Source organism: Acidovorax sp. NO-1, from assembly GCF_000238595.1.
In the GTDB taxonomy this organism is placed as follows: Bacteria; Pseudomonadota; Gammaproteobacteria; order Burkholderiales; family Burkholderiaceae_C; genus Acidovorax.
On the sequence record NZ_AGTS01000077.1, the window covers coordinates 91,393 to 107,556 of the forward strand.

The 16,164-nt window shown below is 63.5% G+C and carries 13 protein-coding genes and 2 pseudogenes; 9 read left to right on the forward strand and 6 right to left on the reverse strand.

The annotated features are described in order from the left end of the window. Positions 1-7: 7 nt before the first annotated feature. Positions 8-1,114: an LPS export ABC transporter permease LptG gene (lptG, locus tag KYG_RS10380; RefSeq protein WP_008904846.1), complete on the reverse strand. Its 1,107-nt coding sequence runs from the start codon at positions 1,112-1,114 to the stop codon at positions 8-10. Beyond that, the gene (gene lptF, locus KYG_RS10385) at positions 1,111-2,214 is read right to left on the reverse strand and encodes an LPS export ABC transporter permease LptF (RefSeq protein ID WP_008904847.1); all 1,104 of its coding nucleotides are present in this window, start codon (positions 2,212-2,214) and stop codon (positions 1,111-1,113) included. The genes lptG and lptF overlap by 4 nt, the downstream gene beginning before the upstream one ends. A gap of 23 nt (positions 2,215-2,237) precedes the next feature. Here lptF and KYG_RS10390 point away from each other — a divergent pair. Together KYG_RS10390 and KYG_RS10395 are read left to right on the forward strand one after the other, a co-directional pair. Beyond that, a pseudogene (locus tag KYG_RS10390) lies at positions 2,238-3,736 on the forward strand (leucyl aminopeptidase). 6 nt (positions 3,737-3,742) lie between these two features. Continuing rightward, the gene (locus KYG_RS10395; RefSeq protein WP_008904848.1) at positions 3,743-4,177 is read left to right on the forward strand and encodes a DNA polymerase III subunit chi; all 435 of its coding nucleotides are present in this window, start codon (positions 3,743-3,745) and stop codon (positions 4,175-4,177) included. A gap of 117 nt (positions 4,178-4,294) precedes the next feature. Here the strand turns inward: KYG_RS10395 and KYG_RS10400 are convergent, their stop codons facing one another. Next, entirely contained in the window at positions 4,295-4,570 is a 276-nt protein-coding gene (locus KYG_RS10400) for a hypothetical protein (RefSeq protein WP_139019353.1), read from the reverse strand. Here KYG_RS10400 and KYG_RS10405 point away from each other — a divergent pair. After that, positions 4,569-4,769: a hypothetical protein gene (locus tag KYG_RS10405; RefSeq protein WP_034694105.1), complete on the forward strand. Its 201-nt coding sequence runs from the start codon at positions 4,569-4,571 to the stop codon at positions 4,767-4,769. The two genes, KYG_RS10400 and KYG_RS10405, sit on opposite strands and share 2 nt — an antisense overlap. A 130-nt stretch (positions 4,770-4,899) precedes the next feature. Beyond that, positions 4,900-6,027 carry a branched-chain amino acid ABC transporter substrate-binding protein gene (locus KYG_RS10410; RefSeq protein WP_008904851.1) on the forward strand — a complete coding sequence of 376 codons (1,128 nt, stop codon included), beginning with the start codon at positions 4,900-4,902 and terminating at the stop codon, positions 6,025-6,027. Between the two features lie 206 nt (positions 6,028-6,233). On the opposite strand, the gene KYG_RS10415 is transcribed toward KYG_RS10410, so the two are convergent. Further along, positions 6,234-6,686 carry an Lrp/AsnC family transcriptional regulator gene (locus KYG_RS10415; RefSeq protein WP_008904852.1) on the reverse strand — a complete coding sequence of 151 codons (453 nt, stop codon included), beginning with the start codon at positions 6,684-6,686 and terminating at the stop codon, positions 6,234-6,236. A 169-nt stretch (positions 6,687-6,855) separates the two neighbouring features. On the opposite strand from KYG_RS10415, the gene KYG_RS10420 reads away from it, so the two are divergent. Next, positions 6,856-7,977 (forward strand): saccharopine dehydrogenase family protein, encoded by a 1,122-nt coding sequence (locus KYG_RS10420; protein ID WP_008904853.1) that lies wholly within the window; start codon positions 6,856-6,858, stop codon positions 7,975-7,977. 12 nt (positions 7,978-7,989) lie between these two features. On the opposite strand, the gene KYG_RS10425 is transcribed toward KYG_RS10420, so the two are convergent. Continuing rightward, positions 7,990-9,849, reverse strand: a complete 1,860-nt coding sequence (locus KYG_RS10425; protein ID WP_008904854.1) for a long-chain fatty acid--CoA ligase — start codon at positions 9,847-9,849, stop codon at positions 7,990-7,992. A gap of 221 nt (positions 9,850-10,070) precedes the next feature. Then, the gene (locus tag KYG_RS10430; protein WP_008904855.1) at positions 10,071-10,706 is read right to left on the reverse strand and encodes a GntR family transcriptional regulator; all 636 of its coding nucleotides are present in this window, start codon (positions 10,704-10,706) and stop codon (positions 10,071-10,073) included. A gap of 131 nt (positions 10,707-10,837) precedes the next feature. On the opposite strand from KYG_RS10430, the gene scpA reads away from it, so the two are divergent. The 4 genes and pseudogenes from scpA to KYG_RS10445 all read left to right on the forward strand — a co-directional run bounded on the left by scpA (position 10,838) and on the right by KYG_RS10445 (position 16,154). After that, positions 10,838-13,009 carry a methylmalonyl-CoA mutase gene (gene scpA, locus KYG_RS10435; protein ID WP_008904856.1) on the forward strand — a complete coding sequence of 724 codons (2,172 nt, stop codon included), beginning with the start codon at positions 10,838-10,840 and terminating at the stop codon, positions 13,007-13,009. A 161-nt stretch (positions 13,010-13,170) separates the two neighbouring features. Continuing rightward, positions 13,171-13,380 (forward strand): annotated as a pseudogene (locus KYG_RS25365) (GIY-YIG nuclease family protein); the annotation flags it as partial. A gap of 174 nt (positions 13,381-13,554) precedes the next feature. Then, a complete protein-coding gene (gene meaB, locus KYG_RS10440; RefSeq protein WP_050813844.1) occupies positions 13,555-14,586 on the forward strand; it encodes a methylmalonyl Co-A mutase-associated GTPase MeaB in 1,032 nt (343 codons plus the stop codon). 35 nt (positions 14,587-14,621) lie between these two features. Further along, positions 14,622-16,154 (forward strand): acyl-CoA carboxylase subunit beta, encoded by a 1,533-nt coding sequence (locus tag KYG_RS10445; protein WP_008904859.1) that lies wholly within the window; start codon positions 14,622-14,624, stop codon positions 16,152-16,154. Positions 16,155-16,164: the final 10 nt, after the last annotated feature.

A 16,164-nucleotide genomic window follows, 5' to 3' on the forward strand; every position in this document is an offset into this window, starting at 1 on the left:
TAAAAAACTACCGGCGAAGCACCAGCCACCCAAAGGCGGCCAGCGAGAGCGCCGAGTAAATGAGCCCGGGCGCTGCGGCGGTGAGCCACGGCGACCAGTTCTGAAGATTGCCCGCGTAACCGAAAACGTTGTTCAGCAGGAAGAAGCTGATACCCGCCATGACCCCGCCAAACACGTAGCCCGCGATGCCCCCCGAGCGGAAGTGCAGGTAGGCAAAGGGCAGCGCCAGCACCACCATCACCAGGCAGGAGAGCGGATAAAACACCTTGCGCCAGAACTCGATCTCATACCGCTGGGCCGACTGGCCATTGGCATCGAGGTGCCGGATGTACTGGAACAGGTCGATGGTGGCCATGCGATCGGGCTTGAGCAGCGAGGCGGCCACCATGTCGGCGCTGATCCGGGTGGGCCATTGCAGCGAAGGAATCTGCAGGTGTTCCACATGCGCCTGGTCCGCATCGCGCTGCTCGAAGCGGCTGGTTTGCACGTTTTCAAGGGTCCATGCGCCATCTGCTGCGAACTGGCCCGAAGCGGCACGGGTCTGCGAGGCCAGCCGGCCCTGGGCGTCGAACTCGAAGATGCGCACATCCTGCATGCCCCCATTGGGCGTGAGCGCGCGTACGTTAACGGCATACGAGCGGTCCTCCTGGCGCTCCTTGAGCCAGGCGCCCGTGGCTCCCGTGGTCAGCCTGCCCAGGTATTTCGCCTTGACCAGCTGGGCGGCGCGGTCGGTGGCTGGGGCAATGTAGTCTCCGATGGCAAAGGTCAGCAGCACAAAAAAGCCGCCCAGCGCCAGCAAGGTGCGCAAGGCCTGCCAGGGGCCCATCCCGCTCGTGCGCATGATGGTGAACTCAGAACTCTGCGCAAGGCGTGCCATTACGAAGATGGTGCCGATCAGGACCGTGATGGGCAGCAGCTCGTACAGATGGCTGGGTATGCTCAGCACCACGAACAGGAATGCGTGGGAGAGCTGGTAGCCTTCCGGGCCCCTGCGCCCCACCGAGCGCAGCTCATCGACCAGATCAAAGAAAAAGAACATTGCCAGAAACCCCACCGTGACAAAAGCGACGGCAAACAGGGCTTCGCGGTGGATCAGTCGTCGAAGGGTTTTCATGCTGCGCTCCGGGCGAGCCTGCGTTGCCAGATGCTTCGCACGGACCAGTGGTTGTGGCGCGCAGCCAGGATCAGCAGCGACGTCAGCAGCATGCCGCCGTGCAGCAGCAGCATGAAACTGGCCAGCCCCAGACGGCCGGCGCCCACCCAGCTTTGTCCGAGCGTCATCAGGTTGTAGTAAACGATGAATGCAAAGAGGGCAAACACCAGGCTGGTGCTGCGTGCCGCGCGGGGGTTTACGCTGGCCACCGCCAGGCCCAGCACCACAAAGTTGATGGCGGCCAGTGCCAGCCCCAGGCGCCAGCCGAGCTCGGCGCGGTAGGCCGGAGTCGGCTTCATGAGCAGTTCGTGCGTGGCGCGGGTCTTCACTGAAAACTCTTCCGGCGAGCCGGACGGCGCAGACCCGATGCGCGTGCCGTATTCGGCAAACTCGCTGATCTTGACGCCGGGTTGATCGCGCGAGGTTTCCAGTCGCTGGCCATCACTCAGCACGGCAATGCGATCGCCGTCGCGGATCTCCAGCCGCGCGCTGCGGGCAGAGGTGACCGATTCGCGCGCGCCTTCGGTGGCCGCAATGAAGATGTTGTTGCCCGCCTGGGTGTCCGGGCTGTCCTTGTCGATGAAAAACACCCGGCTGCCGTTGGAGGATTCCTGAAACTCGCCGGGAGCGATGCGGTCGATGTCGCTGCGCTGTTCGTAGCGCGTTTTCAGTTCCTGGATCTGGGAGTTGGCCCAGGGCCATACCAGAAGGGACAGCACGGCAATCACCACCATCACCGGCCAGGCAAACCGCAGCAACGGGCGCAAAAGGCTGATCAGGCCGCGGCCACTGGCAAACCAGATGACCATTTCGCTGTCGCGGTACATGCGCGACAGCGTGCCCACGACGGCAATGAAGAGGCTCAGGCTAAGGATCGTCGGCAGCTGGCCCAGCACGGTGAAGCCCATGACCAGCATCACATCCGAAGGGCTCACGCTGCCCTTGGATGCCTGCCCCAGCGTGCGGATGAGCATCATGGTCATGACCACGGTCACCAGCACCACAAGCGTCGCGCCGAAGCTGCGCGCCAGCTCCTTGCGGATGGATGAATCGAATAACATTGGCTCGAAGGAAAACACCAATTATGAACTTTGATCTCAAGACCCTCGAACTTGCTGCGGCTGCATCAGAAAAATGCGACCTGCTGGTTGTTTTGCTCCCCGATGGATTCAAGCCTGGCAAGGATGCCCTGTCGGCATTGGCGGCACTTGCGATCAAGAACGGTGATCTTTCCACCAAGGCCGGCAAGCAGTTGCAGCTCTATCAGGTGCCAGCGGTAGCCGCCCGCCGCGTCGTGCTGGTGGGGCACGGCGATGGTTCCGCGCGCGCCACGCGCCAGGCAGTGCAGGCCGTGGGCAGCGCCATCAAGGCAGCCCAGACCAAGCGCCTGGTTCTGTGTTTTGCCGGCAAGGCGTCGGCCGGTGCTGTCAGTGCCTGCGTGCAGGCGGTGGCAGAAGCCAGCTATGTGTACGTCACCACCAAGAGCAAGGCCGAGGCCCGCAGCCTGAACCGCTGTGTGGTCGGTGTGCAGGACGCGCCGGCCGCACGTGAGGATTTCGACGCGGGTGTCGCGCTGGTTGCCGGGATTGAGTTCGCGCGGGAATGGGGAAATCGGCCCGCCAACCATGCCACCCCCAGCCTGCTGGCAGATGCTGCCAGGACGCTGGCGAAGCTGCCGCGCATCCAGTGCAAGGTGCACGGCCCGGCGGAGGTGGCGCGGCTGGGCATGGGGGCCTTTCTGGCGGTGGCCCGGGGCTCTGAGGAGCCCTTGCGGTTCATCGAACTGCATTACAACGGCGCGGCCAAGGACCAACCACCCGTGGTGCTGGTGGGCAAGGGCATTACTTTCGACACCGGCGGTATCTCGATCAAGCCGGCCCTGAAATGGACGAGATGAAGTTCGACATGTGCGGTGCTGCCAGCGTGCTGGGCGCGTTCCGTGCCTTGGGCGAGCTGCAGCCAGCGATCAATGTCGTCGGGTTGATCCCTGCCTGCGAAAACATGCCGGATGGCCGCGCCGTGAAGCCCGGTGACGTGGTCACCAGCATGAGCGGGCAGACCATCGAGGTCCTCAACACGGATGCCGAGGGGCGGCTGGTTCTGTGCGATGCGCTCACCTATGCGGCCCGCTTCAAGCCCGCCGCGGTGGTGGATGTGGCCACGCTGACCGGCGCCTGCGTGATCGCATTGGGCGGGGTGCGCAGCGGCATGTTCTCCAACAACGATGCGCTGGCGTCCGCGCTGCATGCCGCAGGGGAGGTGGCGCAGGATCCCTGCTGGCGCATGCCCCTGGACGACGACTACGCCGAAGGGCTCAAGAGCAACTTTGCAGACATGGGCAATGTGGCCGGCCGCGCCGGGGGCTCCATCACCGCCGCCAAATTCCTGCAGAAGTACGTGGGCGAGATGCCATGGGCGCACCTGGATATCGCCGGCACGGCCTGGAAGGGCGGGGCATCCAAAGGGGCTACGGGGCGGCCGGTCGGACTGCTGATCCACTACCTGCTGGGGCAGGCCCAGGCGGCCCAACCCGCGCGCAAGCCGGCTACGGCGAAACGCGCACCGCGTGCCAAGGCGCCCTGATTCGCCATGACCGAAGTTGCGTTTCACTTCAACGCACCGGACAAGCTGGCCTACGCCTGCCGCTTTGCCCGCAAGGTGACGCGCAGCGGGGCGCGCCTTGTGATTGCTGCACCAACGGACACGCTGGCCTTGCTGGACCGCCAGCTGTGGAATCTGGCACCCCAGGACTTCGTAGCCCATTGCATGGCCGATGCGGATGAAGATCTGGTTCTTGCATCGCCTGTGCTTCTTGCGACGGATATCCGCTCTGTGCCGCACCACGATGTGCTGCTGAACCTGCACGCGGACGTGCTGGAAGGATTTGGCCAGTTTGGCCGGCTGGTGGAGGTGGTGAGCGCACACGATGAAATCGACCGGGGACAGGCGCGAGCGCGCTGGCGCCACTACGCCTCGCGCGGCTACGCCATCACCCGCCATGATCTTGTATTGAAAGCTGGCTGATGGCTCTGCCTCCTCCCAAAACACCCCCGCGCTTTGTGCCCACACTCACCGAAGTGGTGCAGATGCCGGAGTCCGGGCGCTCACCGGTGCCGGCCGCTGCACCAACGCGTACCACGGTCATGTCGCCAGCGGCAGCAGCGGGTGCAAGGCCAGCGGCTGCAACTGTTTCAGCAGGGCAACCGGCGGTACGCCCCCGAGCCCTTCACCCTTGCCTGCTGCCCGCCCCATGGCTCCCCCGGCATTCAGCTCAACCAGCCCACGGATACCGCCCGCCGTGGCGATGCCCCCGCCCAAGCCCGTGGCACCGATGGCAGCACCCGCACCAGCACCGGCAAGAGCACCCGCCCGCCCCATGTTGAACCGCCCGCTGCCGGAAGGCATGGAGGAATACATGGTGCACCGAGTCATGCAGCGGGTGGATGTTGTCCTTGATCAACGCCTGCGCGAGGCAATCGCCACGGTGGTGCAGGAGCAGACCCGATCCGTGCTTCCGCGCCTGCGCGAGGAGATTGAATCTGTCGTGCGGCACGCCGTCTATGAAGCGGTCGCCGACGAGCTTGCGAGTGGCGCACCCACAGCCACAAAGGGATGACAGGGTATTCCCCTGTGGTTTCCCTCGCATTTAATCGTGTTCCCTAATGATCTGGCCCGTAAATTGCGATATGTTCGCCTGCGTTGAGACACAAGAATATTCTCAGCGTTTATCTTTACTGGAGATTGATATGCAATTGAAGTTGAAACTGACCGTGGTTGCTGCTATCGCGGCTGCTGCTGGTGTGGCCTCTGCACAAGAGCAGGTGGTCAAGATCGGCCACGTGGCTCCGGTTTCCGGCGCCCAAGCCCACTACGGCAAGGACAACGAAAATGGCGCCCGCATGGCCATTGAAGAGCTGAACGCTCAAGGCATCACCATCGGTGGCAAGAAGATCAAGTTTGAACTTCAGGCTGAAGATGATGCTGCGGATCCGAAGCAAGGCACGGCCGCTGCGCAAAAGCTGTGCGACTCCAAGGTCGCGGGCGTTGTGGGTCACCTCAACTCCGGAACCACGATCCCTGCTTCCAAGGTCTACAACGACTGCGGTATTCCGATGGTGACGGGCGCGGCAACGAACCCCAACCTGACCAAGCCCGGCTACAAGACCACCTTCCGCATCATCGCCAACGACAACGCACTGGGCGCTGGTCTGGCGTTCTATGCCGTGGATACGCTGAAGCTCAAGACCGTGGCCATCATCGACGACCGTACTGCTTACGGCCAAGGTGTGGCAGACGTGTTCAAGAAGACGGCTGCTGCCAAGGGCATGAAAGTGGTTGACGAGCAGTTCACCACCGACAAGGCAACCGACTTCATGGCCATCCTGACCGCCATCAAGTCCAAGAATCCTGATGCCGTGTTCTTCGGCGGCATGGACCCTCAAGCCGGCCCCATGCTGCGCCAGATGGAACAGCTGGGCATGGGCAACGTCAAGTACTTCGGTGGTGACGGCGTCTGCACGTCTGAAATCGCCAAGCTGGCAGCCGGTGCCAAGACCCTGGGCAACGTGATCTGCGCTGAAGGCGGTTCTTCGCTGGCCAAGATGCCTGGCGGTACGGCCTGGAAGGCCAAGTACGATGCCAAGTACCCAGGCCAGTTCCAGGTCTACAGCCCCTACACCTACGACGCCACGTTCCTGCTGGTCGACGCCATGAAGCGGGCCAACTCCGTGGACCCCAAGGTGTATGTGAACGAGCTGGCCAAGTCCAACTTCAAGGGCGTCACGTCCACCATCGCTTTTGAACCCAACGGCGAAATGAAGAACCCTGCCATCACGCTGTACGTGTACAAGGACGGCAAGAAGACTCCTCTGTAATCAGGAGCATTCTCTGGCGGGTGCCTCGCAGCATCTGCCAATTGCAAAAAAGGGCTTCCACAAGGAAGCCCTTTTGCATTGGTACCCGGTGTTGATGGCGGCTGCCTCAATGTCCTGAAGGCGGCTTTTCTGATCAAAAAGCCTTGAATCGCTTGACTGTAAAGCGCTACCAGCTACTGAATGTATAGCATCACTCCAGTTGCCTGCTATGAACCCACGCTGCGGCGGTCGATCTTGCGGCTGAGCACGATGCTGGTCTGCGTCTGGTGCACGCCGTCCAGTTGGCCCACCTTGTCGAGCAGGGTGTCGAGCTGCTCGTGGCTGGTGCATCGCAAGAACACCAGGTAGTCAAACGACCCGCTCACGGCCGATACCTCTTCGACCTCGGCCATGGCCTCCAGCGCGCGCAGCACAGCGGGCGCTGTCTTGGGCAGCACGCTGATGCTGCACCAGGCCCGCACGGTGGTGGCGTCAAGCCGCGTACCCAGCCGCACCCCGTAGCCCGCCACCACGCCCGAGCGCTCCAGCCGCGCAATACGCGCCACCACGGTGGTGCGGGCCAAGCCCAGCTTGCGCGCCAGCGTGGCCGTGCCCTCGCGCGCATTGGCCTGCAACAGGCTGAGCAGTTGCCGGTCGGTGTCGTCCAGGGCTTGGGTCATGAGGGCTCCGTCCAGAAAGTCATAACGCCCATCATATTCGTCGTTATGGCAAAACAAAGAGCTGGTTTCGACGTTTTTGAAGCTACACATTGACAGTGCTGTTGCCTAGCATCAAGGCATTCACAACACCTCGCCGCTGCATGCGGCGAGCACTACCGGGAGCGCTGCCATGACCACCTTTGCCACTATCTCGAACTCCACCGCCCGCCGCGCCATCACCATCCTGGGGGCGGGTCACATCGGCTTTGCGATGGCGCTCTTGCTGCAGCAGTCGGGCGACTACGACATCCTGGTGGCGGACCGTGATCCGGCCCGCTTGGCCGAGGTGGCGGCTTTGGGCATCTCCACCCGGTTGGTCACAGACGACGCGAGCCTGCAGGCCGCCATCGACCGTCGCTTTGCCGTGCTGAACGCATTGCCGTTCCATCGCGCTGTTCCCGTGGCCACGTTGTGCGCACGCGCAGGTGTGCATTATTTTGACCTGACCGAGGACGTGGCCAGCACCCAGGCCATCCGCGCGCTGGCCGCCAACGCCCCCAGCGTGCTCATGCCGCAGTGTGGCCTCGCCCCCGGCTTCATCGGCGTTGTGGGCAACGACCTGGCCCGGCGCTTTGACACCCTGAACACGCTGAGCATGCGGGTGGGGGCGCTGCCCCGCTACCCGCAGGGTGCCCTGCGCTACAACCTGACGTGGAGCACCGAGGGCCTCATCAACGAGTATTGCAACCCCTGCGAAGCCATTGTGGACGGCGTGCGCACCACGGTGCCCGCGCTGGAGGGGCTGGAAACCTTTGCGCTGGACGGCGTGGAGTACGAGGCCTTCAACACCTCGGGTGGGCTGGGCACGCTGACCGAAACGCTGGCAGGCAAGGCCCGGCAGGTGGACTACCAGTCCATCCGCTACCCCGGCCACAACGCCATCCTCAAGCTGCTGCTCAACGACCTGCGCCTGCGCGACCGGCGCGATCTTCTCAAGGACATTCTGGAAACCGCCATCCCCACCACGGACCAGGATGTGATCGTGGTGTTTGCCACCGCATCGGGCCTCAAGGGCGGGCGGCTGGTGCAGGACTCATACTCCGCCCGCATCATGGGCACTAAGCTGGCAGGGCACACGTTGAGCGCCATTCAGCTCACCACAGCCGCGGGCATCTGCACGGCGTTGGATCTGGTGGCAGCGGGGCGTTTGCCGCAGTGCGGCTTCGTGGGCCAGGAGTCCGTGGCACTTCCTGATTTCCTGGCGAACCGGTTTGGCGCCGCCTACGCCACCGAAGGAGAGCTGGTGCTTTGAACGAGCCCGGTCTCAGCGCACCGGCTTCTGGTACATGCCTTCGATGGCTTCGGCAAAGTGCGCCATCAGGTTGTTGCGCTTGAGCTTGAGCGTGGGCGTCATGAAGGTGTTTTCAATCGTCCAAGGCGTTAGCGTCAGGTGCACCGTGCGCGGCACGGCATAGCGGGCAAAGCTGGCGGTGTTCTTTTCGATGCGCGCCAGCACGGCGCGGTGCACGCTGGGGTGGCTCAGGCTGTCAGCCGCCTGGGGGTTCAGGCCCAGGTCAGCGGCGAGCCGCTGCCACTCGCTCGGGTTCAGCACGGCCACACAGGCGATGAAGGGGCGGTTTTCGCCCACCACAAAGGCCTGCTCCAGCAGCGGGTCGGCCAGCAGGGCCAGTTCCAGGTCGCCCGGCGGGATCTTTTCGCCAGTGGATGTGACGATGATTTCCTTGATGCGGCCTTTGATGTAGATGCGGCCGTTCACGATGTCGGCCTGGTCGCCGGTGCCCAGCCAGCCGTCGGTGCTCAGGATGCGCGCGGTGTCTTCGAGGCGCTTCCAGTAGCCCTTCATCACGATGGGGCCGCGCACCTGCAGCTCGTGGTTGTCGCCGATGCGCACCTCCACGCCGGGCAGGGCCTTGCCCACGCAGGCGGGGTCGTTGTCGTCCAATGCGTTGACCGACACCACCGGTGCGGTCTCGGTCATGCCGTAGCCCTGGATCAGCGGCAGCCCCAGGCCCAGAAAACACTTGGCAATGGTGGGCGACAGCGGGGCGCCACCACTCACCGCCACGCGCACACGGCCGCCAAACTGGGCCAGCAAAGGCTTGGCCACCAGGGCCTGCAGCACGGGCCAGGGCAGGGCGGCCATCCAGCCTGCGGCCTGGCTGCTGGCGTCCGGCGTGGGGGCAGCCAGCCCCTGGGCTGCACAAAACCGGGCCCAGCCCTTGTTCTGCGCGGCTTCGTACAGCTGCACCTTCCAGGGCGTGGGCGAGAGTTTTTCGAGCAGCTTGGCGTGGATGCGCTCGTAAATGCGCGGCACCGACACCAGCACCGTGGGGCGTATGGTTTTCAGGTCTTCGGCCAACTGGGCCACCGAGCGCGCATAGGCCACGCAACTGCCCGCTGCAATCGGAAGGTAATAGCCGCCCGTGCGCTCAAACGTGTGCGACAGCGGCAGGAAAGACAGGAACACGTCGTCCACCGTGGGTGCAATGCGCTCGAGCACCGCCTTCACGTCGCTGACCACGTTGCGGTGGGTCAACATCACGCCTTTGGGTTTGCCGGTGGTGCCTGAGGTGTAGACGATGGCGGCCAGGTCATCCTCACCCGGTGGCGTCCAGGTACGCAGCGCGGCCGCATGCTCCGCGCCGGAGAGCCACTGCGCCAGCGTACCGACCACAGGGCCATCGTCGCCAGTCGCAAGCGTCACCATAGCGGCTTCGTCGGCGTCAGTGACGACCACGGCGCGCAGGGCCGGGAACGGCGTGCCCACGGTGCGGATCTTTTCCCACTGCTCGGCCTGGCTCACGATCAGCATCGATGCCTCGCAGTCCGCCAGGATGTAGGCGATGCTGCCGGGGTTGTCGATGGCGTGCAGCGGCACGGGCACGCCACAAGTGGCCAGCGTGGCCTGGTCGGCGCACATGGCGTGGAGGCCGTTGGGCAGCAAGATGGCCACGCGGGCTGCCCGGGGCAACTGCATGGCTGCCAGGGCCTGGGCCCACGTGCTCACACGCTCTGCGGTTTGTGCCCAGGTAAGGCTGGCCCATGCCTGGCGGGCGGGATCAAAAGCCCGGTAGGCCTCGGCATGGGGGGTACGCGCGGCGCGGTAGGCCAGGAGCTGGGGCAGCGTTTGCACGCTGGCGATATCGGCGGGGGTAGAAGTCATCAAACTCGGCGGTAGAGGCTGCGGTGGCGAGCGGCGCCACGGCCTCGGTGGAAACCCGAAGGATGATAACGAGCGAAGCCGTGACCGGGCTGCGAGCGATCACCCCATGTGTTGCAAATGGTGCGTTCCTGTTTGCGGAATGATCGTGGTCGCACCGGTGCGGCTTGGCACGGCCTGGCTGAGACCGTAAACACGTTCTGACGCGTGCGGGTTGGACCTTTTCAGGTTGCCGCTTCCAGCCCTTGCGCAAAGTGCGCCTTCATCGCCTTCACCGTGGCCTTGGCGTCACGCGTGACCATCGCGGCCAGAATGGCGCGGTGTTCGCTCAAGGAATCTTCAATGCGCCCTTGTTTGAACAAGGAGTTGTGGCGGTTGAGCTTCATCACCTTGCGCAGGTCGGCCACCATCTGGCTGCGCCAGCGGTTGTCGGCCAGCTCCAGCAGCAGCATGTGAAAGCGCTCGTTGATGGCAAAGAACTTCTCGCGGTCGGCGGCTGCCGCTTCCAGCTCGGCGTGCAGATCCTGCAATTCTTTCAGTTGTTCAGGTGTGGCCGTGGTGGCCACCACGCCAGCGGCGTCGCTCTCCAGCAGGCTGAGCAGGTGGTACACGTCGCGCAGGTCTTTTTCGCTCATCTCCGTTACATAGGCGCCACGGCGCACCTTCATCGTGACCAGGCCCTCTGCGGCCAGCACCTTCAAAGCCTCGCGCAAGGGGGTGCGGCTGATGCCGAATTCCTCGGCAATCTTGAGTTCGTCGATCCAGCTGCCTGGCTCCAGCTCGCGGCGGAAGATGCGCTGGCGCAATTGCTCGGCCACCTCTTCATACAGCGCGCGGGGAGTGAGGGTGAGGGCAGACATGGGTCGGATTGTAAGCTGCGAAGAATATTTTGAATCAATAATTATGAATGATGTAAACTCGCCGCCACATCGGGATTAGCCCGAGCGCCGTTCTGCGCCCACACACCGCCATCTTCGGAGAAGCCCTTGCCATGAGTGACAACGCCCCCAAAACCGCCCCCGAATTCGCCGCGTCTTCGCTGGAAGCCTGGGCCAAGGCCGCAGCCAAGTCGGCGCCGGGTGGCGATGTCAATGCCCTCAACTGGGTCACGCCCGATGGCATCACCGTCAAGCCGCTGTACACCGCCGAAGACACCGCCAGCCTGCCGTATGCCAACACGCTGCCGGGCTTCGAGCCCTATCTGCGCGGCCCGCAGGCCACCATGTACGCGGTGCGGCCCTGGACCATTCGTCAGTACGCCGGTTTTTCCACCGCTGAAGAATCCAACGCCTTCTACCGCAAGGCGCTGGCCGCCGGCGGGCAGGGCGTGTCGGTGGCGTTCGACCTGGCCACGCACCGCGGTTACGACAGCGACCACCCGCGCGTGACAGGCGATGTGGGCAAGGCGGGGGTGGCGATTGATTCGGTCGAGGACATGAAGATCCTGTTCGACCAGATCCCGCTCGATAAGGTCAGCGTATCGATGACCATGAACGGCGCCGTGCTGCCCGTTCTGGCGGGCTATGTGGTGGCGGCGGAAGAGCAGGGCGTCTCGCAAGAAAAGCTCAGCGGAACCATTCAGAACGACATTCTGAAAGAGTTCATGGTGCGCAACACCTACATCTACCCGCCCAAGCCGTCGATGAAGATCATTGGCGACATCATCGAGTACACGGCCAAGAACATGCCGAAGTTCAACTCGATCTCGATCAGCGGCTACCACATGCAGGAAGCCGGGGCCAACCAGGCGCTGGAGCTGGCCTTCACCCTGGCCGACGGCAAGGAATATGTGAAGACCGCCATCGACAAGGGCATGGACGTGGACGAGTTCGCCGGGCGCCTCTCGTTCTTCTGGGCGATTGGCATGAACTTCTATCTCGAAGTGGCCAAGATGCGCGCCGCCCGCCTGCTGTGGTGCCGCATCATGAAAGCCACGGGCGCCAAGAACCCCAAGAGCCTCATGCTGCGCACGCACTGCCAGACCTCGGGCTGGAGCCTCACCGAGCAGGACCCCTACAACAACGTGGTGCGCACCACCATCGAGGCCATGGCCGCCGTGTTTGGCGGCACGCAAAGCCTGCACACCAACAGCTTTGACGAAGCCATTGCGCTGCCCACCGAGTTCAGTTCGCGCATTGCGCGCAACACGCAGCTCATCATCCAGGAAGAGACCCACATCACCAACGTGATCGACCCCTGGGCCGGCAGCTACATGATGGAGAGGCTGACCCAGGACATGGCCGATGCGGCCTGGAAGATCATCGAAGAGGTCGAGGCCATGGGCGGCATGACCCAGGCCGTGGACAGCGGCTGGGCCAAGCTCAAGATCGAAGCCGCCGCCGCCGAGAAGCAGGCACGCATCGACAGCGGCAAGGACGTGATCGTCGGCGTGAACAAATACAAGCTCAAGAAGGAAGACCCGGTCGACATCCTGCAAATCGACAACATGAAGGTGCGCGACGGCCAGATTGAGCGCCTGAAGAATATTCGGGGAAAACGCGACCCAGCGCTTGTCCAGCAAGCGCTGGATGCTCTCACTTCTGCAGCAGAAAGCGGCGAAGGCAATCTGCTGGACCTGTCGATCAAAGCCGTGCGCCTGCGTGCCACTGTGGGCGAGATCAGCGATGCGCTGGAGAAGGTTTTTGGGCGCCACCGCGCCGATACGCAAAAGGTGACCGGTGTGTACGCAGCAGCCTATGACTCGGCCGAAGGCTGGGACAAACTCAAGACCGAAATCAACGCCTTTGCCGAAGAACAAGGCCGCCGCCCCCGCGTGATGATCGCCAAGCTGGGCCAGGACGGCCACGACCGGGGCGCCAAAGTGGTGGCCACTGCGTTTGCCGACCTGGGGTTTGACGTGGACATGGGCCCGCTGTTTCAGACGCCCGAGGAATGCGCGCGTCAGGCGATTGAAAACGACGTGCACGCCGTGGGCGTGAGCACGCTGGCGGCGGGCCACAAGACACTGGTGCCCGCCATCATCCAGTCGCTCAAGGACCAGGGTGCGGACGACATCATCGTGTTTGTGGGTGGGGTGATTCCGGCGCAGGACTATGACTTCTTGTACGAGTCGGGCGTAAAGGGCGTGTACGGCCCCGGCACACCCATTCCCGCCAGCGCCAAGGATGTGCTGGAGCAGATTCGCAAGGCGGTGGCTGCGTGATGGAACGCATTTCCATAACCACAACCGTTCGGGCTGAGCTTGTCGAAGCCGGGGCACTGACCTGTGCGGGCCTTCGACAGGCTCAGGCTGAACGGTCGTGGCTGGTTCGGGCTGAAGAGTTTGATGCAATCAAGGGCCCGATCCAATTCAACGCCTGAAACATGCGCCCGTTTTACGTTTACATCCTGCGCTGCGCCGACGGTTCTTACTACGTCGGCCACACCGATGACATGGAGCTGCGCATGCAGCAGCATCAAAACGGTGACGTGGGCTACACAGCGCTGCGAAAGCCCATAGAGCTTCTCTGGCAAGGTGAGTTTGAGACCCGCGAGGGCGCGCTGGCTTTCGAGCTGCAGGTCAAGGGCTGGTCGCGGGCTAAGAAGGAAGCATTGATTGCGGGGGATTGGGAACGAGTGCAAGAGTTGGCGCAGTCGCGCGGAAAATCCACCAGTGCACCCCGGCTTCGACTGGCTCAGCCCGAACGGGTGGGGGGAGACGAAGCCAGCACACCCCCAGCCGTTCGGGCTGAGCCTGTCGAAGGCTGGGTGAAAACTGTCCCAAACCTGCTCCAAGGAATCATTGGCCAGCCCGGCACTCTCCAGCGCCGCGCCATGTCCAAAGCCATCACGCTGCTCGAATCAACGCGGGTGGACCACCGCGCCCAGGCCGACGAGCTGCTGACCCAGCTGCTCCCGCACACCGGCAAAGCCTTCCGCCTCGGCATCAGTGGCGTGCCCGGCGTGGGCAAATCCACCTTCATCGAAGCCCTGGGCCTGTACCTGATCGGCCAGGGCCACCGCGTGGCCGTGCTCACCATCGATCCGTCCAGCACCGTCTCGGGCGGATCCATCCTGGGCGACAAGACGCGCATGGAACACCTGTCGGTGCATGAAAAGGCCTACATCCGCCCCAGCCCGTCGAGCGGCACGCTGGGCGGCGTGGCCGAGAAGACGCGTGAAGCCATGCTGGTCTGCGAAGCCGCAGGCTACGACTTGGTCATCGTCGAGACCGTAGGCGTGGGCCAGAGCGAGATTGCAGTGGCAGGCATGACGGACATGTTCGTGCTGATGCAGCTGCCCAACGCGGGCGACGACCTGCAGGCCATCAAGAAGGGCGTGATGGAGATTGCCGATCTGGTCGTCATCAACAAGGCCGACATCGACAAGAACGCCGCCACACGGGCGGAGGCGCAGATCACGTCGAGCCTGCGCCTGCTCAGCCAACACGGCAACCCCGAGAACGCCCACCACGACGAAACGCTGTGGCACCCGAAGGTCGTGCAAATGAGCGCGCTGCTGGGGCAGGGCGTAGACAGCTTCTGGGCCGCCGTCACGCAGTTCCGCCAGCTGCAAACCGCCAACGGCCGCCTGGCCACGCGGCGCGAGAAGCAGGCGCTGTCATGGATGTGGGAGCGCATCGACGCGGGCCTCAAGCTCGCGTTTCGCCAGCATCCAGAGGTCAAAGCGTTGCTGCCGCAAATGCAGGCCGATGTGGCCGCGGGGCGCATCGCGGCATCGACTGCAGCACGAAATCTGCTGCTGGCGCAATCCAATCATGCGCCAGCAGCTATCAAATAAATAGTAGACACAACCCCATTCACCAAAGGACGACCATGCAAGACATCCTGGATCAACTGGAGAAAAAGCGTGCGCTGGCACGCCTGGGCGGCGGGCAAAAGCGCATTGATGCGCAGCACGCCAAGGGCAAGCTCACCGCGCGCGAGCGCATCGAGCTGCTGCTGGACGACGGCACGTTCGAAGAATGGGACATGTTTGTCGAACACCGGTGCACCGACTTTGGCATGGAGGACAACAAGATCCCCGGCGACGGTGTGGTGACCGGCTACGGCATGATCAACGGCCGCCTGGTGTTCGTGTTCAGCCAGGACTTCACGGTGTTTGGCGGCGCACTCAGCGAAACGCACGCCGAGAAGATCAGCAAGGTGATGGACCAGGCCATGAAGGTCGGCGCACCGGTCATCGGCCTCAACGACTCGGGCGGCGCCCGCATCCAGGAAGGCGTCGCGTCCCTCGGTGGCTATGCCGACGTGTTCCAGAAGAACGTGTTGGCCAGCGGCGTGATTCCGCAGATCAGCATGATCATGGGCCCGAGCGCTGGTGGCGCCGTGTACTCGCCCGCCATGACGGACTTCATCTTCATGGTCAAGGATTCGAGCTACATGTTCGTGACCGGCCCCGAGGTGGTCAAGACCGTGACGCACGAAGAAGTCACCGCCGAGGAACTGGGCGGTGCCGTGACGCACACCACCAAGAGCGGTGTGGCCGACATGGCGTTCGAGAACGACGTGGAGGCGCTGATGATGCTGCGCCGCCTGTACAACTACCTGCCGCTCAACAACCGTGAGAAGGCTCCTGTTCGCCCCAGCAACGACCCGGCCGACCGCATGGACCGGAGCCTCGACACCCTGGTGCCCGAGAACCCCAACAAGCCCTACGACATGAAGGAGCTGATCCTCAAGACGGTGGACGACGGGGACTTCTTTGAGCTGCAGCCCGAATACGCCAAGAACATCCTCATCGGCTTTGCCCGCATGGAAGGCCAGACCGTGGGCATCGTGGCCAACCAGCCGCTGGTGCTGGCGGGCTGCCTGGACATCAAGTCGAGCATCAAGGCCGCACGCTTTGTGCGCTTTTGCGATGCGTTCAACATCCCCGTGGTCACGTTTGTGGACGTGCCCGGCTTCATGCCTGGCACCAGCCAGGAGTACGGCGGCATCATCAAGCACGGCGCCAAGCTGCTTTACGCGTATGCCGAATGCACCGTGCCCAAGATCACCGTCATCACCCGCAAGGCCTACGGCGGCGCGTACGACGTGATGAGCTCCAAGCACCTGCGCGGCGACGTGAACCTGGCCTGGCCCAACGCCGAAATTGCGGTGATGGGCGCCAAGGGCGCGGTGGAAATCATCTTCCGCGAAGACAAGAACGACCCGGTGAAGCTGGCCGCGCGCGAGGCCGAATACAAGCAGCGTTTTGCCAACCCGTTTGTGGCCGGTGCACGCGGCTTTATCGACGACGTGATCCTGCCGCATGAGACGCGCAAGCGCATCTGCCGCAGCTTGGTCATGCTGCGCGACAAGAAGCTGGAAAACCCCTGGCGCAAGCACGGGAACATTCCGCTGTAAGCAGGGCATC

What these genes read in the sequence shown, in the direction of transcription:
- KYG_RS10445 (WP_008904859.1), top strand. Translation starts at nt 14,622, where the DNA reads ATGCAAGACATCCTGGATCAACTGGAGAAAAAGCGTGCGCTGGCACGC.
- lptF (WP_008904847.1), bottom strand. Translation starts at nt 2,214, where the DNA reads ATGTTATTCGATTCATCCATCCGCAAGGAGCTGGCGCGCAGCTTCGGC.
- KYG_RS10410 (WP_008904851.1), top strand. Translation starts at nt 4,900, where the DNA reads ATGCAATTGAAGTTGAAACTGACCGTGGTTGCTGCTATCGCGGCTGCT.
- KYG_RS10405 (WP_034694105.1), top strand. Translation starts at nt 4,569, where the DNA reads ATGGTGCACCGAGTCATGCAGCGGGTGGATGTTGTCCTTGATCAACGC.
- scpA (WP_008904856.1), top strand. Translation starts at nt 10,838, where the DNA reads ATGAGTGACAACGCCCCCAAAACCGCCCCCGAATTCGCCGCGTCTTCG.
- lptG (WP_008904846.1), bottom strand. Translation starts at nt 1,114, where the DNA reads ATGAAAACCCTTCGACGACTGATCCACCGCGAAGCCCTGTTTGCCGTC.
- KYG_RS10415 (WP_008904852.1), bottom strand. Translation starts at nt 6,686, where the DNA reads ATGACCCAAGCCCTGGACGACACCGACCGGCAACTGCTCAGCCTGTTG.
- KYG_RS10395 (WP_008904848.1), top strand. Translation starts at nt 3,743, where the DNA reads ATGACCGAAGTTGCGTTTCACTTCAACGCACCGGACAAGCTGGCCTAC.
- KYG_RS10430 (WP_008904855.1), bottom strand. Translation starts at nt 10,706, where the DNA reads ATGTCTGCCCTCACCCTCACTCCCCGCGCGCTGTATGAAGAGGTGGCC.
- KYG_RS10425 (WP_008904854.1), bottom strand. Translation starts at nt 9,849, where the DNA reads ATGACTTCTACCCCCGCCGATATCGCCAGCGTGCAAACGCTGCCCCAG.
- KYG_RS10420 (WP_008904853.1), top strand. Translation starts at nt 6,856, where the DNA reads ATGACCACCTTTGCCACTATCTCGAACTCCACCGCCCGCCGCGCCATC.
- KYG_RS10400 (WP_139019353.1), bottom strand. Translation starts at nt 4,570, where the DNA reads ATGTATTCCTCCATGCCTTCCGGCAGCGGGCGGTTCAACATGGGGCGG.